General features: G+C 66.3%; 20 protein-coding genes. 9 read left to right on the forward strand and 11 right to left on the reverse strand.

Going from position 1 to position 22,004, the window contains the following annotated elements; all coding sequences use genetic code 11:
• Window positions 1–8 precede the first annotated feature (8 nt).
• Window positions 9–1,268 (forward strand): multidrug effflux MFS transporter, encoded by a 1,260-nt coding sequence (locus XARJCFBP2528_RS00365; RefSeq protein WP_047124170.1) that lies wholly within the window; start codon window positions 9–11, stop codon window positions 1,266–1,268.
• A 16-nt stretch (window positions 1,269–1,284) separates the two neighbouring features.
• Complete coding sequence (locus XARJCFBP2528_RS00370) at window positions 1,285–1,686, forward strand: hypothetical protein (RefSeq protein WP_016901679.1); 402 nt, start codon at window positions 1,285–1,287, stop codon at window positions 1,684–1,686.
• Between the two features lie 119 nt (window positions 1,687–1,805).
• On the opposite strand, the gene XARJCFBP2528_RS00375 is transcribed toward XARJCFBP2528_RS00370, so the two are convergent.
• From XARJCFBP2528_RS00375 to XARJCFBP2528_RS00395, 5 genes are all read right to left on the reverse strand, one after another.
• Window positions 1,806–3,740: an XVIPCD domain-containing protein gene (locus XARJCFBP2528_RS00375; RefSeq protein ID WP_047124440.1), complete on the reverse strand. Its 1,935-nt coding sequence runs from the start codon at window positions 3,738–3,740 to the stop codon at window positions 1,806–1,808.
• Between the two features lie 129 nt (window positions 3,741–3,869).
• Window positions 3,870–5,888, reverse strand: coding sequence for a M2 family metallopeptidase (locus XARJCFBP2528_RS00380; RefSeq protein ID WP_047124171.1), 2,019 nt, complete (start codon window positions 5,886–5,888; stop codon window positions 3,870–3,872).
• A gap of 822 nt (window positions 5,889–6,710) precedes the next feature.
• The gene (locus tag XARJCFBP2528_RS00385) at window positions 6,711–8,366 is read right to left on the reverse strand and encodes a phosphoethanolamine transferase (protein WP_016901682.1); all 1,656 of its coding nucleotides are present in this window, start codon (window positions 8,364–8,366) and stop codon (window positions 6,711–6,713) included.
• Entirely contained in the window at window positions 8,363–9,127 is a 765-nt protein-coding gene (locus XARJCFBP2528_RS00390; RefSeq protein WP_039511389.1) for a phosphatase PAP2 family protein, read from the reverse strand. The genes XARJCFBP2528_RS00385 and XARJCFBP2528_RS00390 overlap by 4 nt, the downstream gene beginning before the upstream one ends.
• Window positions 9,128–9,227: 100 nt before the next feature.
• Window positions 9,228–10,961: an ArnT family glycosyltransferase gene (locus XARJCFBP2528_RS00395; RefSeq protein WP_039815396.1), complete on the reverse strand. Its 1,734-nt coding sequence runs from the start codon at window positions 10,959–10,961 to the stop codon at window positions 9,228–9,230.
• 135 nt (window positions 10,962–11,096) lie between these two features.
• Between XARJCFBP2528_RS00395 and XARJCFBP2528_RS00400 the strand changes: the two genes are divergently transcribed.
• Window positions 11,097–11,813, forward strand: a complete 717-nt coding sequence (locus XARJCFBP2528_RS00400; RefSeq protein ID WP_016901685.1) for a response regulator transcription factor — start codon at window positions 11,097–11,099, stop codon at window positions 11,811–11,813.
• A complete protein-coding gene (locus tag XARJCFBP2528_RS00405) occupies window positions 11,806–13,089 on the forward strand; it encodes a sensor histidine kinase (RefSeq protein WP_043087875.1) in 1,284 nt (427 codons plus the stop codon). Before XARJCFBP2528_RS00400 ends, XARJCFBP2528_RS00405 begins: the two co-directional genes overlap by 8 nt.
• On the opposite strand, the gene XARJCFBP2528_RS00410 is transcribed toward XARJCFBP2528_RS00405, so the two are convergent.
• The 6 genes from XARJCFBP2528_RS00410 to XARJCFBP2528_RS00435 all read right to left on the reverse strand — a co-directional run bounded on the left by XARJCFBP2528_RS00410 (window position 13,086) and on the right by XARJCFBP2528_RS00435 (window position 17,235).
• Entirely contained in the window at window positions 13,086–13,901 is an 816-nt protein-coding gene (locus tag XARJCFBP2528_RS00410; protein WP_043087874.1) for a sugar phosphate isomerase/epimerase family protein, read from the reverse strand. The two genes, XARJCFBP2528_RS00405 and XARJCFBP2528_RS00410, sit on opposite strands and share 4 nt — an antisense overlap.
• A gap of 327 nt (window positions 13,902–14,228) precedes the next feature.
• Window positions 14,229–14,720 (reverse strand): hypothetical protein, encoded by a 492-nt coding sequence (locus XARJCFBP2528_RS00415; protein ID WP_039815386.1) that lies wholly within the window; start codon window positions 14,718–14,720, stop codon window positions 14,229–14,231.
• A 69-nt stretch (window positions 14,721–14,789) separates the two neighbouring features.
• Window positions 14,790–15,047, reverse strand: a complete 258-nt coding sequence (minE, locus tag XARJCFBP2528_RS00420; RefSeq protein ID WP_005994583.1) for a cell division topological specificity factor MinE — start codon at window positions 15,045–15,047, stop codon at window positions 14,790–14,792.
• Between the two features lie 2 nt (window positions 15,048–15,049).
• Window positions 15,050–15,859 (reverse strand): septum site-determining protein MinD, encoded by an 810-nt coding sequence (gene minD / locus XARJCFBP2528_RS00425; RefSeq protein WP_016901689.1) that lies wholly within the window; start codon window positions 15,857–15,859, stop codon window positions 15,050–15,052.
• Between the two features lie 35 nt (window positions 15,860–15,894).
• Window positions 15,895–16,632, reverse strand: a complete 738-nt coding sequence (gene minC / locus XARJCFBP2528_RS00430) for a septum site-determining protein MinC (protein ID WP_047124172.1) — start codon at window positions 16,630–16,632, stop codon at window positions 15,895–15,897.
• 3 nt (window positions 16,633–16,635) lie between these two features.
• A complete protein-coding gene (locus XARJCFBP2528_RS00435; RefSeq protein ID WP_039511392.1) occupies window positions 16,636–17,235 on the reverse strand; it encodes a GNAT family N-acetyltransferase in 600 nt (199 codons plus the stop codon).
• Window positions 17,236–17,461: 226 nt separating this feature from the next.
• Between XARJCFBP2528_RS00435 and XARJCFBP2528_RS00440 the strand changes: the two genes are divergently transcribed.
• The 5 genes from XARJCFBP2528_RS00440 to XARJCFBP2528_RS00460 all read left to right on the forward strand — a co-directional run bounded on the left by XARJCFBP2528_RS00440 (window position 17,462) and on the right by XARJCFBP2528_RS00460 (window position 21,997).
• A complete protein-coding gene (locus tag XARJCFBP2528_RS00440; RefSeq protein ID WP_016901692.1) occupies window positions 17,462–18,658 on the forward strand; it encodes a sensor histidine kinase in 1,197 nt (398 codons plus the stop codon).
• Window positions 18,658–19,299: a response regulator gene (locus XARJCFBP2528_RS00445; RefSeq protein WP_016901693.1), complete on the forward strand. Its 642-nt coding sequence runs from the start codon at window positions 18,658–18,660 to the stop codon at window positions 19,297–19,299. The genes XARJCFBP2528_RS00440 and XARJCFBP2528_RS00445 overlap by 1 nt, the downstream gene beginning before the upstream one ends.
• Before the next feature lie 373 nt (window positions 19,300–19,672).
• Complete coding sequence (locus tag XARJCFBP2528_RS00450; RefSeq protein ID WP_016901694.1) at window positions 19,673–20,854, forward strand: polyketide cyclase; 1,182 nt, start codon at window positions 19,673–19,675, stop codon at window positions 20,852–20,854.
• 94 nt (window positions 20,855–20,948) lie between these two features.
• On the forward strand, window positions 20,949–21,320 hold the full coding sequence (locus XARJCFBP2528_RS00455) for a DUF423 domain-containing protein (RefSeq protein WP_016901695.1): 372 nt from the start codon (window positions 20,949–20,951) through the stop codon (window positions 21,318–21,320).
• Window positions 21,321–21,322: 2 nt separating this feature from the next.
• Window positions 21,323–21,997 (forward strand): DNA-3-methyladenine glycosylase family protein, encoded by a 675-nt coding sequence (locus XARJCFBP2528_RS00460; protein WP_016901696.1) that lies wholly within the window; start codon window positions 21,323–21,325, stop codon window positions 21,995–21,997.
• The last annotated feature ends 7 nt before the right edge of the window (window positions 21,998–22,004 follow it).

Raw genomic sequence — 22,004 nt, forward strand, 5'->3', positions numbered from 1 at the left:
ACTCCTGCATGACCCCCACCACGCCTTCCACCCGGCGCATGGCGCTGCTGCTCGCCGGGTTGGCGATGTTCGGCCCGTTTTCCATCGACACCATCTTCCCGGCGTTCTCGCGGCTCAGCCGCAGCCTGACGGTGGACGAAGTGGCGATCCAGCAGACCATCAGCGTCTATCTGCTCGCCTACGGGCTGATGAGCATCGCGCACGGCCCGCTGTCCGATGCCTGGGGACGCAAGCGGGTGATCCTGGGCGGGCTGGTGCTGTTCATCGCCGGCTCGGTGGGCTGCGCGCTGTCGCAGGATCTGCCCACGTTGCTGGCGTTCCGCGCGTTGCAGGGGCTGTCGGCCGGTGTCGGCATGATCGTCGGGCGGGCGGTGATCCGCGACCTGTTCCAGGGGGCGGATGCGCAACGGCTGATGAGCCAGGTGTCGATGATCTTCGGCATCGCCCCGGCGATCGCGCCGATCATCGGCGGCTGGATCCTGCTCAGCGGTGCCGGCTGGCCGCTGATCTTCTGGTTCCTGGTAGCGTTCGGGCTGGTGCTGCTGGTGGCCACGCTGACCTGGCTGCCGGAGACCCACCCGCCGGAGGCGCGCACGCCGCTGCAACTGCGCCGCCTGATGCACGACTACGTGCGGATCGGCTTCAACCCGCGTTTCCAGCGGCTGGCGGCGGCCTGTGCGTTCAACTTCGCCGGCATCTTCCTGTACATCGCCTCGGCGCCGGTGCTGATCATGCGCCACCTGCACCTGCACCTGGGCGAGGGCGACTTCGCCTGGCTGTTCATTCCCACCATCGGCGGCATGACCCTGGGCTCGTTCCTGTCCGGGCGCATGGCCGGCAGCATGGACCCGGTGCGGCAGATCCGCATCGGCTTCGTCTGCTGCGGCGTGGCGGCGCTGGCGAACCTGGGCTACACCATGACGGCGGCGCAGATCGCGCTGCCCTGGGCGGTGCTGCCGATCTTCCTGGCCGGCGTGGGCATGGCGTTGATCTTCCCGATCCTGGCGCTGGCGGTGCTGGACATGTACCCGCATCAGCGCGGCCTGGCCTCCTCGCTGCAGGCCTTCACCCAGCTGATGACCAATACGCTGGTGGCCGGGGTGCTGTCGCCGCTGCTGAGTGAACACCCGCGCCATCTGGCGATCGGCATGACCGGTTTTTTCCTGCTGGGCTGGCTATTCTGGCGCTGGGAACGCCGCAGCGGCCGCCGTCTGCGCCGCCGCCAGGCCGAGGAGGCAGTGCCTCTGGAGCCGGCCGACCATCTCTGACCTCACAGGAGCCTGCATGTCCACCGATTCCAAGCTGCGCCGCGATGCCCGCAAGCGCGCCGCCGAGCGCCAGCGCAACCAGGCCGCCGCCAATCCCGCGCCGGTTTCGCCGATCGAGCCGCATGCCGAACTGCGCGACCAGCAACGCACGCTACTGGCCGGCATCGTCCGCCGCGATGGCGAATGGGTGCTGGGCATGGACGGCCGCATCGCCGGCGAAAGCACCAGCGCCGCCCAGGTGCTGGCCCTGATCATGCGCGCAGCCGAGCTGCACGAACGCCAGGGCACGCCGGTACGGCTGACCTATTCGGACGCGCTCAAGGACGCGGCGCATGCCGAGGCGGCCGCCGATGGCAGGGATTTCGAGGCGTTCCGGATCGAGTTCGCGCAGAAGCTGGTGCCCGCGCGCACCAACTGAGGCCATGCACGCAGCGGTGTCGGCGAGGCCGGCTCCGAACACGGCCCGTTCCGCGTGGATGGGCCGTGTTGGGGCTGAATTGCGCCAGCGCTTGGCTGCGGATCAGCCAGTGCGCTGAATCAGCGCGCCGGTGCCTGTCGCTGGACGTCCTGCTGCTGCGCCTGTTCCTGCGCGGCGGCGTTGCGATCCTGCTCGGCGCCCACAGCCTGCGCGCGCTGCAGGCTGTGGTCCACCGGCGTCTGCTGCGCGGCCTGGGCATCGAAGGGTCCGCGCAGGTGCGCCGGCGAATCCAGCGCTCCCTGGACCACGAAGCCCTGTGCCGGGTCGCGCCCCAGCACCACGTGGTCGACGCGCTGCAGCCCGTGCTCGCGTGCGGCCACCAGCGCGCCGGCTGCCAGGCGCTCGCTGTCCGCATCGGGCACGCGGCCGCGTGCGGCCTCCAGTTGCTCCACCGCTGCGGTGCATTGGCTCAGCAGCGCATGGTCCGGACTGGCCGGATTGCGCGGATCCGCCGCCGCGGTTGCCGCATCCGGCTGGCGCGGAAGCGCCTCGGCATCGATGCGCTGCAACCGGCCGTCGTATGCCCCATCGGCGCCGTCGGCGATGCGCTGCAGCCGCTCGACGAACGGATACGGCTCGCCGCCCACATTGCGCGCCATCGCGATCGCGAAGCGTTCGGGTGACTGCGCTGCGGCGTTGCGGTCGCCGACCAGCGCCGTCAGCGAGCTGCCGCCGATCCTGCCGGCTTCGACGCTGGCCTGGGTCTGCTGCATCAGCGCCTGCATCTGCGCCTCGCTGAAGGCCAGCGTGGTCTTCTGCCCCGACGCGATCGCACCGGTGCCCGCCATGTCGCCGCTCAGCGCGCTGTTGAGATTCTGTGCAATCGCCTTTTCCTCGCTGGCCTCGTTGCGCCCACCCAGACGTTGCAGCAGCCCCGGCGCGGCGACATCGCCATCGATCTCGAAGCGGTAGCTGCGTTCCTGCACGCGTTCGGTGTCGTTGCCGTCGTACTGGCGCACGATCGTCAGCGGCACGTTGCCGCCGTATTGCAGCTGCTGCACCACGGTGTAGCCGTCCTGGCCCGGTGTGCTGATGCGCACCTGGCTGCCCTGGTTGCGGTTGCCGGCCAGATCGGCGCTGAGCGGGCCCAATTCCAGCTGCAGACGCTGCTGCGAGCTGAAATTGATCCGCTCCAGCGTCTGTAGCTCATCGACGCCGGGCACGCCTGGTGCCATCTTGCCCTCGCGCACAAAGTCGCCCATGGCCGCGAGCGCGCGTGGATCGGCCAGGTCGAACTGCGCGCTGTGCACCTGCGACTGGCCCAGCGCGTCGGCGCGCCCAAGCAGGGCCTGCGCCGGTCCCACCTTGACGCCAACGGCGTTCACTGCCTCGATGGCTGCATTGGGCCCGGTCACCACACGCACGTGGCGCTCGTCCACGCGCTCGATCAGGTAGCTGCGGCCGCTGGCTTCGGTGATCTCGCTTTGCATGGTGAGGTGTTGCAGACTCGCCGAGGCATCGCGCTGGGTGTAGGTCTGGGCGTCCATCACCGCGCGCGCGCCGATCGGCAGGCTCTCCGGCTGCAGCGGATTGACGCGTGTGGCCGCTTCTGCAGGCTGGTCTGCACCGGGCAGCGTCAGTGCGTAACGCATGCGCTGCCCGGCACTGGTGCTGGTCTCGATGCTCAGCTTGCTGTCGCCGAGCTTGGTCTGCAGGCGTTGCTGCTGGCCGGTGTTGGCATCGGCCTCGAGGTTGAAGGTGGTGGTCTTCGCTTCGGCGTCGCTGAGCTTGCCCAGGCCGAGCGAGCGGCTGGTGCGCAGGCTGTTCTCGCCTAGCGGCTGCGTCGGACTGCCGCTGCTCTGCTCGCTGGTATGGGAATACTTGACCGTCTGATCTTCAGGGTTGAGCTCGATGTTGCTGCCGCCCACTTCCAGCGCGTAGTCGCTGCTCTTGCTGCTGTAGATCGGGTCGAATGCGCGGTCGTTTGCGTCGTCGATGAACTGCTTGTTGCGGTCCGCGTCGCGCGGGTGCGGGCCGGTGGAGGCGTTGTTCACTGGATGCATCCTGCATGCTGCGCCGGTGCAGCGGGCGCGCAGTATATCGCCGGCGTTTTGTGCGTTTATCAAATCAACGTTATGCGGCGGCCAGGTGAGGGCCGCCGCATTCCGCGCGAAGCGCGTGCGTCAGTGCGTTGCGGCGGGCACAGGCGTCGTGCTGGCGGCCGCGGGTGCGTTCGCCTGCCAGCCGCACAATTTCCCCTGGTTCTGCTGCTTCAGCCACTCGTTCATCGGGGCGAAATATTCCAGCATCGGGCCGGCATCCAGGCGGTCGTTGCCGGTGAGTTCCTTCAGCGTGGTCTGCCAGGGTTGGCTGGAACCCCGTTGCAGCATCGACCAGAACTTCTGCCCGGCGTCCTTGTTGCCGTAGAAACTGCACTCGTACAACGGGCCTTGATGGCCGGCGGCTTCGCACAGGCCCTTGTAGAACTGGAACTGCAGGATGTGCGCGAGAAAATACCGGGTGTACGGCGTGTTGCCGGGCACATGGTACTTGGCGCCGGCATCGAAGAACTCTTCGCCGCGCGGGCTCGCCGGTGCAACGCCCTGATACCTGGCTTTCAGTTCCCACCAGGCCTGGTTGTAACGCTCGGGGGGGATCGAGCCGTCGAACACGCCCCAGCGCCAGCGGTCGATCATCAGCCCGAACGGCAGGAAGGCAACCTTGCTCAGCGCCATGCGCATCTGCGAATTGAGCAGCGCCTCGCGGCTGGTTTGCTGTTCGCCCACCATGCCGATCGACTGCAGATACCTGGGCGTCATCGCCAGCACGATGGTGTCGCCGATCGCTTCGTGAAAACCGTCGTTGGCGCCGTTCTGGAACAGTGGCGGCAGCGGGTTGTAGGCCAGGTCGTAATAGATGTGCCCAAGCTCGTGATAGATGGTGGTGAAATCCTCTTCGTTCGGCTTGATGCACATCTTGGTGCGCACGTCCGCACCGATGTTCTGCGTCGCTTCGCCGCCCATGTTCATGTCCCATGCGCTGGCATGGCAGACCACGTCGCGGTCCAGCGGTTTGATGAACTGCGAACGTTGCCAATAGGTGTCGGGAAGCTTGGGCATGCCGAGCGAGGTGTAGAAATCCTGCGCACGTTCGGTCATCTGTCTTGCGGTGCGTAGCTGCGCTTCGCGCTCGGCCTGGAAGCGTGCGCCGCTGCCGCCTTCGGTGCCGGTGGTGCGCGCCAGCACCGCACTCAGGTTGCCCTGGTACTGTTTTTCCAGCGCAGCGGTGATGTCCAGGTCGCCGGCACCCGGGTATGGCTGCAGCAGGTCCCACAGATTGCTCCAGTCCTGCTGCCACATATTGCCCATCAGATGCGCGGGCAACATGCCGCCTGCGAGCTCGCCCTTGTCCTTGCCGTACTGCGTATCGAGCTTGCCGCGCGCATAGCACTGCAGTTGTGTGTACAGCGGCTTGACCTGGTCCCAGAGACGGTCGGTTTCGCTGGCCAGTTGCGCTGGCGGCATGTCGTAACCGCTGCGCCACAGCACGCCGACATCGGCAAAGCCCAGCCCGCGTGCGCCCTCGTTGGCGAGCTCGACAAAGCGCTGGTAGTCCTTGCGCATCGGGACTGCGGTGCCATGCCAGCCCTGCCAGGCATCCAGCTGTTCGGTGTAATCACGGCTGCTGGCCAGCACCTGTTCCAGCTCGCCAAGCTGGCGGCAGCGGCGTTGTTCGCCATCGCCTATGCAATAACTGGCCGCACCATAATCGCCTTCCATCTTGGCGGCGATCCGGGTGAGCTCTGCCAGCTTGGCCGGGTCGCGTGGGGCGGGCAGGGCGCTCATCAATTTCAGCAGTTGCAATGCACGCGCGCTGTCGGCCGACATCGGGGTGCCTGCATACTGCCTGGATTGTTCGATCCAGCGGTCCAGTTGCGCCAGCGAGCGTTCGTTGGCCTTGGCGGCCAGCAGCTGCGAGTCGCCGTTGATGTAGGTCGAAGACAACCACCGCGCGGCGGTGAGTTCCGGGTAAGCGGCCTTGTACTCGGCGCTGATGCGCGCGACGAACTGGTCGGCGTTTTCCTCCGGCGCGGCTTTGGTGGCAGCGGGCTTGGCGGGTGCCGCCGCATCCTGACGGCAGGCCGATAACGACACGGTGCCGGCGGCCACGGCCAGTGCCAGCCACAACAAACGAGGATTCACGGGTGGTCCTTGCGGTGAAGTCCGACGCAGGCTAGAGCGCGTCGGGTTCCACCGCAAGCGCTGTCACGGCGTACGCGACTTGGGTGGGCTGCAAATCCATCTGTGCTCGTCAGAGCAAGCGCCACATTGCATGCGCACCGCAGGCGGGCACGGCCGTTACCTGATGCGGCATGGAGTGCTAGGGCACGCCGGTTGAAAGTGCGTCGTCACTACCTGCCTGCTGATTTGCTCGGGACGTGTTGTCAGCTGCTTCAATACTGGGGGGCGGTCGCATTGGGTCGATGGAACGGGGCGGATGCATCGGTCGTAGGGCAGACGATCCACGGCTTGGTTACAGGGTCCTTGCCCTCCCACCGTCGCAGGACACGCCGCACGGTAGAGCGGCTGATATATGGCTTTGCGGATCGATCAGTTGTAGAGCGGCGCGTCTGCGACTCGGCTGCAGGGCCCTTGCCCGCCCACCATCGCAGGACACGCCGCAAGTACGTCCATGTAGGCTCTTACGCGGCATCCATGCCGCGTAAGGTCCCGCGACGGTGGGCAGGCAAGGACCAGTGGAGATGGTCGGTCTGCACGGCAAGAGCAGTGCTTGACGCGCGTTGTTCGGAGCGTCGTGCGTCCGAAAATCTTCCCATCGCAAGCCGAGCAACAAGCTTTCAAGAAAGCAGCCAACCAACTGTCTGGTGCGGTGTCCTTGCCGGTTGCGGGACCCTTGGCGGCATGGATGCCGCCAGGGAGCCTCCACGGAAGGATTCATGGCGTGTGGCGCGAGCGGCTAGGGCACGCGCCTTCAATAACCATGCTTTAAAAATTCAGCCGCGTTTATCCCGTGCATTGCGCGAATAGATCGCGCTCGCGCGCATAGACGCTGGTCTTGACCTGCATCAACCCGAGCACCGACGGAAACAGCGCGTCCTGGTCGGTGTACTGGCCGGCACGGTGGCGCAGGCAGGTTTCGTCCAGGCCGCGGTCGCGTGCGAACTCCGGCGAGAACCACATCACCATCGGCACGTGGGTCTGCTCCTTGGGCGCGATCGCGTACGGCACGCCATGCAGGTAGAGGCCTTTTTCGCCCAGTGATTCGCCATGATCGGAGAGGTAGATCATCGCGGTGTCGTAGTCCTGCAGCCCGCGCAGCGTGTGGATGGCCAGGTTGAGGAAGTGATCGGTATAGGTGATGGAATTGTCGTAGGCGTTGACGATGTTCTGGCGGCTGCAACTGCCAAGGTCAGCAGTCTTGCATACCGGTTTGAAGCGCTCGAACTGTGCCGGGTAGCGCTCGAAGTAACTTGGCCCGTGGCTGCCGAGTTGATGCAGCACCACCACGCGGTCGCCGGGCTTTGCCCGCACTTGCGCAGCCAGGTCGCTCAGCAGGATCTCGTCCATGCAACGGCCATCGGCGCACAGCCCTGGCGTGGTGGCATCGTCCAGCTTCTGGATGTCCAGGCCATCGCAGACGCCCTTGCAGCCGGACTGGTTGTCGCGCCACAGCGTGGAAATGCCGGCATGTTCGAGCACATGCAGCAGCGACTGGTGGCCGCGGATCGTGTCCTCGTTGTAATCGCGGCGGCCGAATGGCGAGAACATGCACGGCACCGAGACCTCGGTGCTGGTGCCGCAGGAATGCATGTCGGGGAAATTGATCACTCCGGCCTGCGCCAGCTCGGGCGTGGTCTGGCGCGCATAGCCGTTGAGGCCCCAGTTCTGCGCACGTGCGGTTTCGCCCAGCACCACCAGCAGCAGGCGCGGACGGCTGCCCGGTGCACGTGGTGTGGCCATGGCATCGTGTTCGACCGGTTGCTTGGGCGCAAGCTTGATCGGCGAATCGGATTTGAGGTTCTGCCGCAGCGCCACGATGTAGTTGATCGGCGTGGCCAGGTAACGCACCTCGCGGTGATTGCGCATCAATGCCGAGACGTCCTGCGACGACAGCATCGCGCCGGCCGCGCCGACCACTGCCACCACCAGCAAGAAACCGGCGCGGATTGCCAGTGATCTGCCGATGCTGCGTGCTTGCAGGCGCGTGCGCCACAACAGCGTGGCCGGAAGCAGGAAGTAGCACAGCAGCGGCAGGATCAAGCCGGGCGTGAGCAGTTCGCGCGATTCCTTGTGGTCGGTATGCAGCACGTTGCGCAGCATGTCCGCATCCAGGTAGACGTTGTAGCTGTCCATGTAGTGCGCAGCCAGCGCGGTGGTGAACAGCAGCAGCGTCAACAGCGGCTTGGCGTTCCAGCGCCACACCAGCAGGCCCAGCAATAACGCATGCACGGCCACCAGCAAGGCCATCAACGAGATGGCAAACCCGAGACTGCCCGGATGCGTGGCCATGGCCGTGTGCCAGAACAGCTGGTTGCACACCAGTGCGAAGAACAGACTCGACAACAACACCAAGGTTTCGGTCGAGACCGTCGGTCGCGTCGTCCAGCTCAGTGAGCGCAGGCGCTTGAGCCCACGCGACTGCGGTAGATAGGTGCTCATGCTGCATCCCCCGATTGCAACACCACAACATTGGCGCGATGCGGTCGAGCCAGCATCACGCAGTACAGTGCAAGTGCAGTTCCCCAACACACCGCCAGCGACCATAGGTCGTGCGACAGAAAATGCGCGCCGCGTAATTGCTGCGCAATCCCGAACAACAATCCTGCCGCGATGCCCAGCCACAATGCAGGAACACGCCACGCAGGACGTAGTGCCAGCGCACAGAAATACAGCGCCACCCACGCATAACCGGCGCTGGCGTGGCCTGCAGGAAAACAACCGGACGCAGCAATGCCGTGGCGCGATTCGAACAGCCCGATCATCTGCTGGGTGCCGCCGTAACGGCTCAGATCCCACGGGCAATCCATCGCCGTCCACGACTTGAGCAAGGACACCAGCGAGGTCGACAGTGCGATCGATGCAGACAGATACGTCAGCGGCCAGCGCAGCACACGCAGGCGCGGCCGGTACCAGGCAACCAGCGCCAGCACCAGCACGCTGACAGCGCCAGCGGTGCTCAACCATTTGCCGACACGGTGAATCACGCCACTGGTGAACCAGTGGTCCTTGAGCAGCCACTGCCCACCTTCCAGGCGATATAGCGCATCGGCGACCCACTGGTCGCCGCCGGCGCCCATCAACAACGCGCTGAGCACCAGCACACCGGCCAGCGGCAGCCATAGATGCCGAACGAGAAAGCGGGTTTGCGCAACAGTGGCTGTGCGCGCCAGGGCAGGTGCGTATACGGGAAGCGTGGTCATCGAAGCATCGGCCGGTGGTCTATGCCCGGCATCTTCGAAAGCGGCATGTCGGAAAGCGGTCGGACCGGAGTTGCCCGGCGGTTAAGGCGCTATCCGGCGTTCAGTCTGTCTCGCTGTCGCCACCGCCAGTGTTGGTGTCGGAGGCGGTTGCAACGCAGCCGGCATGCCATGCCGTGCCGTGTATTAACTGCCATTGATTGCGGTTGGACTCGCCAATATCGATCCGTTGCGCCGGATCGATGCACGCCGGTACCGCCTGCTTGAGGACGAACAGCCAACGGCGCTCAGGTGCGTCTGCAAGCCACGGACCTGCCTTGGCCCACTGCTGCTGCCAACTCGCCTTGAAGCCGAAGTCGGTGACCGGTCGATCCGCCTGCAGCATGTTCTGCTCGCGCCAGGCCAGCATGCCGAGCTCGGCCTCCGGGCCGATGCGCTGTCCCACGCGCTGCATCAAGCGGGCGGCAGAACTGTAAGGGTCCAGTGCCGGCATCAAGCCCAGGCCGTACACGCTCCACAGCACGGCGGTCACCACCACCACCGCGGTGCCGGTGCGCTTGCCACGCGACCATGCAATTGCCGCCAGGCCGGCCACGCCCAGGCCGATCAACCACAGACCCACCGACCGCAGCGAGGCCAACTCCATGCCGCGCTGCAAGGCGGTGTTTTCCGCCCAGTGCAGATGCAGTGCGATACCGCTGCCCAATGCAAGAGCGGCCAGCGCAAGCAGCAGCAGGTAGCCGGTCAGCAAGATGCGGACACCACGCTTGCGCAGTAGCCCGGCCAGAAGCGGTGCGGCGGCGATGCACAGGGCCGGCAACATCGGAAAGATGTAGACCTCGCGCTTGCCCGGGCTGGCGCTGAAGAACACCAGCACCAACACGCTCCAGGCAAGCAGCAACAGATAGCGCGGGTCGCCGCGCCGCAGCCGTCGCCACCAGGCCGGCAGCAACCAGGGCAGCACCAGGCAGCCGGGCAACCACAGCGTGGCGATCACCTGCAGGTAGTACCAGGCCGGCTTGACATGATGCCAGGCGTGCGCATAACGGGTACCGGTTTGCTTGAACAACAACTCGTGTGCGTAGGCATGCAGCGCCGGGTCGTTGCTTTGCCACAACGCGATGCCCAGCGGACCAAGCCATACCGCAGTCCCCGCCAGGAACGCAGGCAGCACCAGCAACCAGCTGCGCCCGGCCAGTGCGCGTGCCGGCAGCACGCGCCAGTGCCTGCGCGGCAGCGCCATCCACGGCAGCAACAGCAGCAAGGGCAGAAAGCCCACACCCTTGGTCACCGTGCCCACGCCGGCGGCAAACAATCCCAGCGTCCATGCGCGCCAGTCCGGCCCGCGCAGCAGATGCCGCAGCATCCCCCACAGCGACAGCGTGGTCAGCGCCACCAGCACCATGTCGATCTGCGCACGCTTGGCCATCAGACCGAACTGCAGCACCGCAAACAACCCCAGCACCGCATGCCGCGCCACGCGTCGGTTCCATAACCGCCGCGCGATGTCCCAGGTCAGCCGTAACGTGACGAGCGCAGCCAGCAGCGACGGCAGCAGGAACGCGACCGGCCAGTGCGGCACCAGCTCGTAGCTGGCTGCCTGCAACCACATGAAAACCGGCGGCTTTTCGGCGTACAGCTCGCTGCCCCGGTGCGGCAATAGCCACTGACCGGTCGCGACCATGCTGCGTGCGGCCAGCACAAAGCGCGGCTCGTCCGGCGGGTTGGGCTGGCGCAGGCCCAGCCCGGCCAGCAGGCTGACGACGATCAGCAACACGGCGACAAGCAGCGCACGCTGGCGGGAAGTGGCGGCGGAGATGGCAGGCGACACGCGCACGCCCCGATCGGTGGGGCCCACACTATCCGGCAAGCAGGTCGGAATTTTGTCGGAGCCATCCAGAGCGGCTGTGTTCGGCCAGGCTCGGTTAGGATGCGCACATCGTCCCTGCCGGGCCGCCCTGGAAACGCGCTCATGCGGCTGCTGGTCATCGAAGACAACCGCAACATGGTTGCCAACCTGTTCGACTATTTCGAAGCGCGGGGGCACACCCTGGACGCAGCGCCCGACGGCATCACCGGCCTGCATCTGGCCACCACCCAACAGTACGACGTGCTGGTGCTGGACTGGATGATGCCGCGCATGGACGGCCCGGAAGTGCTGCGCCGCCTGCGCGAGCAGCACCAGTCCGAGCTGCCGGTGATCATGCTCACCGCTCGCGACGAGCTGCCCGACAAGATCGCCGGCTTCCGTGCCGGTGCCGACGACTATCTGACCAAGCCGTTCGCGCTGCCGGAACTGGAGGTCCGCATCGAGGCCCTGCTTGCGCGTGCGCATGGGCGCCGACGCGGCAAGTTGCTGCAGGTGGCCGATCTGCGTCTGGACCTGTCCACGCTGGAAGCCACACGTGCCGGCCAGGTGCTGCACCTGTATCCGGCCTGCCGCAAGCTGCTGGAAGTGCTGATGCAGGCCAGCCCCGCCGCGGTCACCCGCCAGCGGCTGGAGCAATCGCTATGGGGCGACGATCCGCCCGATGGCGACATGCTGCGCTCGCATATCTACGAGTTGCGCCGCAGCGTGGATGGCCCGTTCGCGCAGAAACTGATCCACACCCTGCCGCGGCTGGGCTATCGCCTGGCGCCGCTGGAAGGTGCCGGCGATCCGGCCGCGGGCGAGTGCAGCGATGCTTAGGCAGCGCCCGTTGGGCCGCCGCGTGCTGGTGTGGTTGTTCGGCTACACGCTGCTGATGGTGCTGGCGGTGTTCGGCACCGCGCAGTATCTGCACGAGCGCGCAGAACACGGCGTGTGGCGCTCGTTGCTGAATTCGGAGCTGGACAGCATCCTGGATCGCAGTGCGCAGAATCCGGATTACCGCTGGCAGGACTCGGACACCTTGCGGCTGTATCGCGTCGACGGCAGCGCGGCAGTGCCGCCGGTGTTGCGCACGCTGCATCCCGGGCTGCACGACGAGCTGGAAATCGCCGGCCGCCAGAGCGCGGTGATGGTGCGCGACACGCCGCATGCCGGGCGCCTGGCGCTGGTGCTGGACATCACCGACTTCGAAGCGCTGGAGCAGTTCATCACCCGCTGGATGCTGGCTGCAGGCGTCGCGCTGATCGGCATCAACTTGCTGATGGGGACTTATGCGATGGCGCGGCTGGTGCGCCCGCTGGTGGAGCTGGCGCGCGACATCGGCGCGCTGCGTCCCGAGCGGCGCGCGCAACGCATTGCTGTTGGCCCGCAGGGCAGCGCCGAGCTGTACGTGATTGCCGACGCGCTCAACGACTATCTCGATCGCAACGGCCAGTTCGTCGAACGCGAACGCGCCTTCATCGACAGCGCCAGCCACGAGTTGCGCACTCCGCTGGCGGTGATCGGCAACGCCGCCGAACTGGCGCTGGAACAACCCGGCACACCGCCGGCGGTGCGCCACCAGCTGGAGCGCATCGCGCAGACCAGCGCCGCGGTGGAGCAGTTGATCACCTTGTTGCTGGTGCTGGCCAAGGACCCCGGCCGGCTGACGCGCAGCAGCGATACGCTGCGTCTGGACCAGTTGCTGCCGGAGATCGTCGCCGACCACGCGCATCTGCTCGCCGACAAGGATCTGCAGGTACTCACCGATCCGCTTCCGCCATGCAGCCTCACCGCTCCGGTGGCGATCGTGCAGACCGCCATCGGCAATCTGTTGCGCAACGCGATCGAGAACAGCGACCGCGGCATCATCCGCGTCTCGCTATCGGCACCAGGTTTGGTGCGCATTGCCGACCCGGGCCACGGCATGACGCCGGAGGAGATCAGCGCGATTTACGCGCGCCTGGCGCGCGACAACGCACGCCAGGGCAACGGCATCGGGCTGGAGCTGATCGGACGGCTGTGCGAGCATCTGGGCTGGCATCTGCACCTGGATTCCAGCGCGGGGCAGGGCACGGTGGTGACGCTGGATCTCAGCGGCGCGCAGCGCAGCTAAGCGCCGGCACGCTCAAGGCAGCTGCGCAGTGCGGCCATCGCCGCCGCCGCGGTGGCCGGGGCAGCGGCGGCCTTGCGGACATCGTTGAAGACCTCGATGCCGATCGGCCCTGTGTAGCCCATGCCGGCCAGGCGCCGCAGCAGCGCCGACAGCGGAAAGCAGCCTTCGCCCGGCAGCAGGCGCGCATGCCGCGCCACCGCGGCCAGCGCACCTGGCGCCACCGGCTGCGCCACATCGCATAACTGCACGTTGGCGATGCGCGTGGCCGGGATGGCGTCCAGGTCGTCCAGCCCACGGCCTGGCGCGAACAGGTGGTAGGCATCCACCACCAGATCGATGTTGTCCGCGCCGCTGGCACGCACGCTTGCCCACGCGGCAGGCAGGGTGTGATTGACCGTGCTCCACGCCATCGGTTCGTAGGCGATGCGCAGGCCGTACTCGGCCGCGGCATGGCCCAGCCAGCGCAGATCCTCGACGATCCGTGCAGGCACGACGTCGGCACGCGTGTTGGCCGGTGCCTGCACAACGCCCGCGCCCAACGCGGCGGCGGTTTCCAGCATCTGCACCGCGTGTGCGCGGCAACGGTCGCGTTGCCCGTCAGCGGCACCGTCCACGTCGCGCAGCACCTGGTAGTCGGTCAGTCCAAGCCCGAGCTGGTGGAGGGCGCCGCGCACCTGCGCCGGCGATCGCGCCAATTGCTGCAGATCTTGTTCCCATAATTCGACCGCATCGAAGCCGGCCGCCCGCGCGGCCGATAATTTATCGGCTGCGGTACCGCCCAGTAGCACCGTGTTGAGAAACAGGCTGTGCATGCGCTGCAGCCTACGCGGCGTGGCGTTGAGGAGATGTCTGCGTCGCAGTGTGCTGCGCGGCGCGGCCCGCAGTACTACGAAACGCCGCACTTGGCGATGCGCGCGACCTGCACGGCGACGGCAGCCGGCATGTTCTACGTGCGAGCATTCGGCATGGGCTGTGCAGATGCTGACGACCCCGTCGTCTGTGGCCTGCTCGTGCCACGCAGTGCAGTGCCACTGCAGTGCGTGGCCACTGGCTCGATCCCGGCGCTGCATGCTGGCAGCCTGTGCATGCCGGCCTGCAGGCACGCCACGGCCAGGCGATCAGGTTGCGGCGATCCGGCGTTACTGCGGCAACAGGTTGCGCGCGAGCAGCCAACTGCGCGCATTTTCCGCGTCCTGCTCGAACCAGGCGCGGGTGGATCCCAGCCGGTAGGTGTAGCCCCAGGTGTCCATGTCGGTCATCAGGCGCGCGCTGCCCACGCCCGGCAATTGCTCGGCCAGCAGGATCTGCAGATAACAGGTGGCGTCTTCCTCATCCACCGAGTCTGTGGCGTCGGTATGCACGGCCGCGCGCTTGTCGGCCGGCAGGACGATCAGATGCCCGGCCTCGTGCAACAGCGAATGCACCGGCGTGTCGTCACGCACATAGACATCGCAGCCGATGATGCCGGCTTCCGGTTCGCCCCAGAAACTGCCGGGGATCGGCGCGCCGGCTTCCATGCGATGCAGGCGCAGGCCATAGCGGGCGAGCAGGGCGGCCGGTGCGTCCAGGCCGATATCGCCCACGCACAACACGCTGGCTGGCTCGGCGCTGGGGGAGGAGTCGATGGTCACACGCAAGGGCTCGCGGTCGGTTCGGGCCGTCAAGGCGGCACCGTGCAAACACGGTGCCGCAGGGGACGCTTACTTGTCGCCGTCTTCGGGCAAGGCGACCGAAATATCGAGCACGTCATGCTCGCCATCCTTGACCAGATCAACCCGCACCGCATCGGCGTCGATGTTGACGTACTTCTTGATCACTTCCAGCAATTCGCGCTGCAGCAGCGGCAGGTAATCCGGCCCGCCGCGGTGGTTGCGCTCCTGCGCAATGATGATCTGCAGGCGGTTCTTGGCCGTCTCGGCGGTGTTCTTCTTGCTCTTGAGAAAATCGAGCAGGCCCATGCTTACCCTCCGAACAGCTTGCTGAAGAAGCCTTTCTTCTCCACGGATATGAATCGCATCGGGCGCTCTTCGCCCATGATGCGGGCGACCGCGTCGTCGTAGGCCTGGCCGGCCGGGGACTCGGCATCCAGGATCACCGGCTCGCCCTTGTTGGAAGCGTTGAGCACATCGCCGGATTCGGGAATCACGCCGATGGCCTTCAGCCCCAGCACTTCTTCCACGTCGGTGATGCTGAGCATCTCGCCGCCTTCCACGCGGCCCGGGCTGTAGCGGGTCAGCAGCAGGAAGGCCGGCACGGTCTGGCCTTGCTCGGCCTTGCGGGTCTTGGAATCGAGCAGGCCGATGATGCGGTCCGAGTCGCGGACCGAGGAGACTTCCGGATTGACTACCACCACCGCGCGGTCGGCGAAATACATCGCCAGGAACGCGCCTTTCTCGATGCCGGCCGGCGAATCGCAGACGATGTAGTCGAAGCCGTCGGCGGCCAGGTCCTTGAGCACCTTCTCCACGCCTTCCTGGGTCAGCGCGTCCTTGTCGCGGGTCTGCGAGGCAGCCAGCACGTACAGGTTGTCGAAGCGCTTGTCCTTGATCAGCGACTGCTTGAGCGTGGCTTCGCCATGCACGACGTTGACGAAGTCGTACACCACGCGCCGCTCGCAGCCCATGATCAGGTCCAGGTTGCGCAGACCGACGTCGAAGTCGATGACGGCGACCTTCTTGCCGCGCCGTGCCAGCCCGCAGGCCAGGCTCGCGCTGGTGGTGGTCTTGCCAACGCCGCCCTTGCCGGAGGTGACTACGATGATTTCAGCCAAAGGATTTCTCCGAATATTTCTGTGGTTGGGCTGCGTCAGTCCAGCGCAGCGATCTTGATCTGATCCTGCTCCAGCCAGACCTGGACGGCCTTGCCACGCAGGTCCATGGGAACATCGTCCAGCACCTTGTAGTGGCCAGCGATGGCGACCAGTTCGGCGTGGAAGTCGCGGCAGAAGATGCGCGCGTCAGGGTTGCCCTGGGCGCCGGCCAACGCGCGGCCACGCAGGGTACCGTAGATATGGATGCTGCCGTCGGCGATGACCTCCGCCCCGGCACCGACCGTACTGAGCACAGTCAGGTCGCAGTTCTCCGCATACAGCTGCTGGCCCGAGCGCACCGCGTTGCGTTGCATGCGCCCAGGCGCCGGCCGCGCGGCGGGTTCGGCACGCGCCGGTGGCGGCGGGGGCGGCGGCGGGCTCACCGCGGTCGGCTCGTATTGCGCACGGAACTTGGCCAGCAGCGGCACGCCGAGCTGCTGCGAGAGCAGGTCGATCTCGCTGGTGCCGTAGGCCAGCGCCACCGGCAACACGCCGGCATCGCGCAGGCCGTCCAGCAGCGCCTTGGCCGTGGCCAGGTCCGGTACCTGCGACAAGCCGCCGAAATCCAGGATCACCGCCGCGCGTCCGAACAACTTCGGCGCGCGGGTCACGCGCTCGCGCATCTCGCGTACCAGGCGCGGCACGTCCAGCGTGCGCACGCGCAGGTTGGCAATGCCCACCTGGCCGATCTTCAGTTCGCCGGCCTGTTCAAAATCCACATTCACGCTCGCCACGCCTCAGCCCCCCGTCGACGGGTTGTCGGTGGCGGCGGCATGACGCGGCCGGCCGACCCACGGCAGGTGGTCGGGCAACTTGCCGGCATAGGTCTCCTTGACCCACGGATAGCTGCACATGTCTTTCATCAGCATGCTGGCGCGCACCTCGACATCGGCCATGGTGTTCTGGCCGACCTCGCGGAAGCCGAAGCTGCCATGGAACAGCAGCGCCGCATCGGCGCCATGGTCCAGGAACACCTCGCAGGCCAGTTGCGGGTAGCGCAACTCGGTGTAGCTCTGCACATCGGCATAGAACGCACGCCCGACGCCACCGCCGCGACGGCGGCTGGCGACCACGATGCGGTCGATATAGAAGAATTCCGGGTGACGGTCCCGGAACCAGGCGAAATTGCTGCTGTCATGCGCACTGCCGCTGCCGAACCCGACCAGGAAACCGGCCAGGTTGCCGTCGCGCTCGGCGACGCGGAAATATTCGGCCTGCTCGTAGAAACGTTGCAGCTTGGTTGAATCCAGCGGCAGGATTGCCAGTCCGGCATTGTTGTTCAGGGCCAGGACGGAATCGAGCTCGTGCTCGCGCACGTCGCGGATAACGATCGACATTGGGACTCCGTGGGGTAACGCTCTCGACCCGAAATCGGATCTGCGTCGGATTATTGCATGCGTGGCCTGAAGCGGCGACCCGCCGTGTGCCGCCAGCCAGGCATAAGAGCCGACTGCAGCATGCCGACGCCGGCAGGTGCTGCTACCAGGGCCGTCGCGCCATGCCACGCGTATGCATGACTTCCGGCAAGAGGGCAGCCGCCCGGCGAGCGCCTAAGATGCCTGCATGTTGGGATACCTCAGTCATACGCGCGTCCTGCGCTTCGCCGGCCTGTTCACCTGGGCAATGATCGCCATGCCCCTGGTGTACACCTACTGGCCGGCGGCCGAAGAGGGCGACCACCGCAGCGTGGCCGAAGGCCTGCTGATGTCGGCGTTCTTCGTCGGCTTCGGCGCCAGCTACTTCTGGCTGACCCGCGGCCTGAGCAGCGGCGGCCATGCGCATTGGTACGACCGGCTGATTCTGCTGCTGCTGACCATCTTCGCGCTGGCGGTCAGCTATCTGAGCGGGACCGGGCTGGGCAGCATCCTGATGATGGTGGCGGCCGGGGTGATCCCCTGGCTGCTGCCGCTGCGCATCGGCGTGGCCTGGCTGGTGCTCAGCCAGCTGGCGGTGCTGCCGGTGTTCTATTACCTGCGCCCGGACTTCACCCTGTTCGCCGCGCTGATGCAGTCGCTGCTGTACGGCGGCTTTTCGATGTTCATCTTCGTGACCAGCCTGGTTGCGCGCCAGCAGACCGATGCCCGCGAAGAACAGCGCCGGCTCAATGCCGAGCTGCGCGCCACCCGCGCGCTGCTGGCCGAAAGCGCCCGCGTCAACGAGCGCACCCGCATCTCGCGCGAGCTGCACGACCTGCTTGGTCACCACCTCACCGCGCTGAGCCTGAACCTGGAAGTGGCCGGCCACATCACCGACGGCCAGGCCCAGGAGCACGTGCGCCAGGCGCATACGCTGGCCAAGCTGCTGCTCACCGATGTGCGCGAAGCGGTCAGCCACCTGCGCGACAGCGGCGCGATCGACCTGGAAGCGGCCCTGCGCCCGCTGGTGACCCAGGTGCCGTCGCTGGACATCCATCTGGACATCGCCCAGCCGCTGACCCTGGACGACCCCGAGCGCGCCCACGTGCTGCTGCGCTGTACCCAGGAAATCATCACCAATGCGGTGCGTCATGCCGGTGCGCGCAACCTGTGGATCCAGGTGCGGCGCGATGCCGACACCGTGTTGATCGACGCGCGCGACGATGGCCACGGCGCCGACACGGTGGCGCCCGGCAACGGGCTGCGCGGCATGCGCGAGCGGCTGAACCAGTATGGTGGCCAGCTCGAGATTCAAACCCGGCGGGGTGACGGCTTCGGCCTGCGCATCTCCGTTCCAGGCGCGCCGGCACTCATGCCTGCGGCCGTGACTCAAGGAGTGTTCTGATGATCCGTGTGTGCCTGGTCGACGACCAAACCCTGGTACGCCAGGGCATCCGCTCGCTGCTGGCGCTGGATAACGGCATCGAGGTGGTGGCCGAGGCCTCGGACGGCAAGCAGGCGGTCGAGCAGATCCCGCAGGTCCAGCCCGACGTGGTGCTGATGGACATGCGCATGCCGGTGATGTCCGGCCTGGAGGCGCTGCAGATGCTCTCGCGCAACGGCACGCTGCCGCCGACCATCATCCTGACCACCTTCGACGACGACCAGCTGGTGCTGGCCGGGCTGAAGGCCGGCGCCAAGGGCTATCTGCTCAAGGACGTCTCGCTGGAACAACTGGTCGGCGCGATCCGCACCGTGGCCGACGGCGGCTCGCTGGTGCAGCCGGCGGTGACCCAGCGCCTGCTGTCGGGCCTGGAGCACATGCGCAACGAATTCGTCAGCCTGGACCGGCCCGATCCGCTGACCGACCGCGAGACCGAGATCCTGCGGCTGATGGCCAGCGGCTTCTCCAACAAGGAGATCGCCAACTCGCTGGGCGTGGCCGAGGGCACCATCAAGAATCACGTCTCCAACATCCTGTCCAAGCTCGGCGTGCGCGACCGCACCCGCGCGGTGCTGAAGGCCTTCGAGCTGCAATTGGTCTGATCGGCAGCGCAGGTGGCGCTGCTGCCGGCGCGCGGCGCTGCGCGCGCTCCGCCGCGCGTGTGGCAACGCGCGTGGCGGGGTGGTCTGGTCGTTTCCACGCCGATCATGCGTGCTGCCGGAGGAACGAAAAGCGCGCTGCCGGCAATCGCATCACACACAGGCATCGCGCGATGTGCATGATAGCTGCGCGCAATCTGCCCAAACCCTTGTGCAGGTTGGGATTGCGCAGTCATGGACTGCGCGGTTGCGCGGTGGATGACACCGCAAGACCGCGCTACCCGTCGCACAACTGAACATCTTTCTCGAAGCCTGCTAGGATGGCGGCTTCGCTTCACTCAACCCGGCCGTGGGATCGGCCCCGGAGACCTCCTGAATGACCCGTATTATCGAGTTCCTGATCGCCTTGGGGATCGTGGCTGGCTTGTTTGTCGTGGTGGGCTTGGTGTTGCCCTCGGAGCGGCAGATGTCCGAGAGTGTTGAGACCAACCGCAGGATGACGATTGTTTACGACACCGTGAACAGCTTCCGTCGTTTCAAGGATTGGAACCCGCTTGTGCTGCGTGACCCGAAGATCCAGCTGAAGCTGGTCGGCCCGACCGAGGGCAAGGGTGCACGCGTCGAATACAGCTCTACCGAAAGCTATATCGGCGACGGCAGCTGGGAGATCACCAACAGCGTCAAGAACGAGCGTGTTGAGATTTCGATCGACGATCCCACCAAGGGCTACGACAAAGTCACCAACTTCACCCTTGCGCCGACTGGCAAGAACAACAAGAACGTCAAGATCACCCAGGACTACAGCGTCAAGTACGGCTGGAACCTGTTCGGTCGTTATGCCGGTCTGTATGTCAGCCGCCACGTGGGCGACGACCTGAAGCTGGGTCTGTCGCGTCTGACGACCGCACTGGCCACCGTGCCGAATTTCGACTACCGCGCCCAGCTCGACGGCAAGCCGGTGTTGAGCGATCTCAAGCTCGTCGATGTGCCGGCCGAGGACCTGTTGGTTGTCACCGCGGGCAACATCGATCGTGACAACGAGACGATCAAGAAGTCGATCAAGGACAACCAGGAGTGGATCAAGCGTGTGATGGACGCCAACGGCCTCGAGGCTGCTGGTCCGGTCCGGATCGTGACCACCGACTTTGCTACCGACAAGTACGCGTTCGACGTGGTGCAGCCGGTCCGCAAGCGTGCCGGTGGCGCGCCGAAGACCGATGCCAAGGCCGACACCGCCAAGGCTGATGCCAAGAAGGATGACGCCGCGGCTGCCGCACCTGTGGATGCAACCCCGGTTGCTGCAGCGGGCGAGGAGTTGAAGGTCAACATCCCGTCGGAAGCACCGGTCAAGTACGAGCGCACCAAGGCACACCGTTCCGCGTTTGCAACCTACGCAGGCCACATGGCCGGCCTGGATGCAGTGCGTAGCTCCCTGCGTGCCTGGGCTGCCACCAACGGCAACGACGTGACCGAGCGTCCGTACGAGTCGTGGAAGGGCGGCGTGGACAAGTCGTTTACGCAGGACGGTACCTACGACGTCTACTGGGCCATCAAGTAATCGTCTCACCACGATGATCTGATCCAGACGAAAACGCGCCGCAGTCCTGCGGCGCGTTTTTTTTGCGCTACGGCGCTGCAATGGAATCGCCTTTATGTCCCTGCTCGAACGTCGCAAGAAACATCCGTCGCTGCTGGCGTTTTGCGGCGCCTTGCTGGCCGCCGTCGCGGTGGCCCTGTCGGCCTATGCCTCGCACGGGGTGGCCGATGCGCTGGTGCAATCGCGGCTGCAGCTGGCAGCGCTGTATGCGTTTGGCCACGGTGCCGTGCTGACGGTGCTCGGCGCTACCGAAACGCGTGCACTTGGCCGGCTCGGCCTGTATCTGCTGTTGCTCGGCACGCTGCTGTTTGCCGGCAGCCTGGTCGGCGGCGCGCTGCTGCACTGGCCGACCAGCCTGGCACCGATTGGCGGCACCAGCCTGATGCTGGGCTGGGTGGTGCTGGCGATCGGCGCGTTGAGGCGCTGAGCATGCCGCGCCATGCCCGCGGATTCGATGTGGAGGCCGCCTTTGCGTACCTGAGCCGGCGCGATCGCGCGCTGGGCGCGTGGATGAAGCGCATCGGCCCGATCACCGCGCAGCCGGGTTGGCGCAAGCCGTTCGATCCGGTGGACGCGTTGGCGCGCGCGATCCTGTTCCAGCAACTCAGCGGCAAGGCCGCATCGACGATCGTGGCGCGGGTGGAAGCGGCCATCGGTGCGCCGCGCCTGCATGCGGACACGCTCGGTCGCATCGACGACGCGGCACTGCGCGCGTGTGGCGTGTCCGGCAACAAGTCGCTGGCGCTGCGCGATCTGGCGTGCCGCGAGCGCGACGGCGAGATTCCCTCCCTGCGCAGGCTCGCCTTCATGGACGAAGAAGCGATTGTGCAGGCGCTGATCCCGGTGCGCGGCATCGGCCGCTGGACGGTGGAGATGATGCTGATGTTCCGCCTGGGTCGCCCGGATCTGCTGCCCGTCGATGACCTGGGCGTGCGCAAGGGCGCCCAGCGCGTGGACAGGCAGGAACAGATGCCCACGCCGAAGGAGCTGGCCATCCGCGGCGAACGCTGGGCCCCGTACCGCAGCTATGCGGCGTTCTATCTGTGGAAGATCGCCGACTTCAGCGTGGCAGCCAAGGTGCCGACGCCGCGCTCGCAGGAGTAGGGCGTTG

This window comes from Xanthomonas arboricola pv. juglandis, assembly GCF_001013475.1.
GTDB classification, from domain to species: domain Bacteria; phylum Pseudomonadota; class Gammaproteobacteria; order Xanthomonadales; family Xanthomonadaceae; genus Xanthomonas; species Xanthomonas arboricola.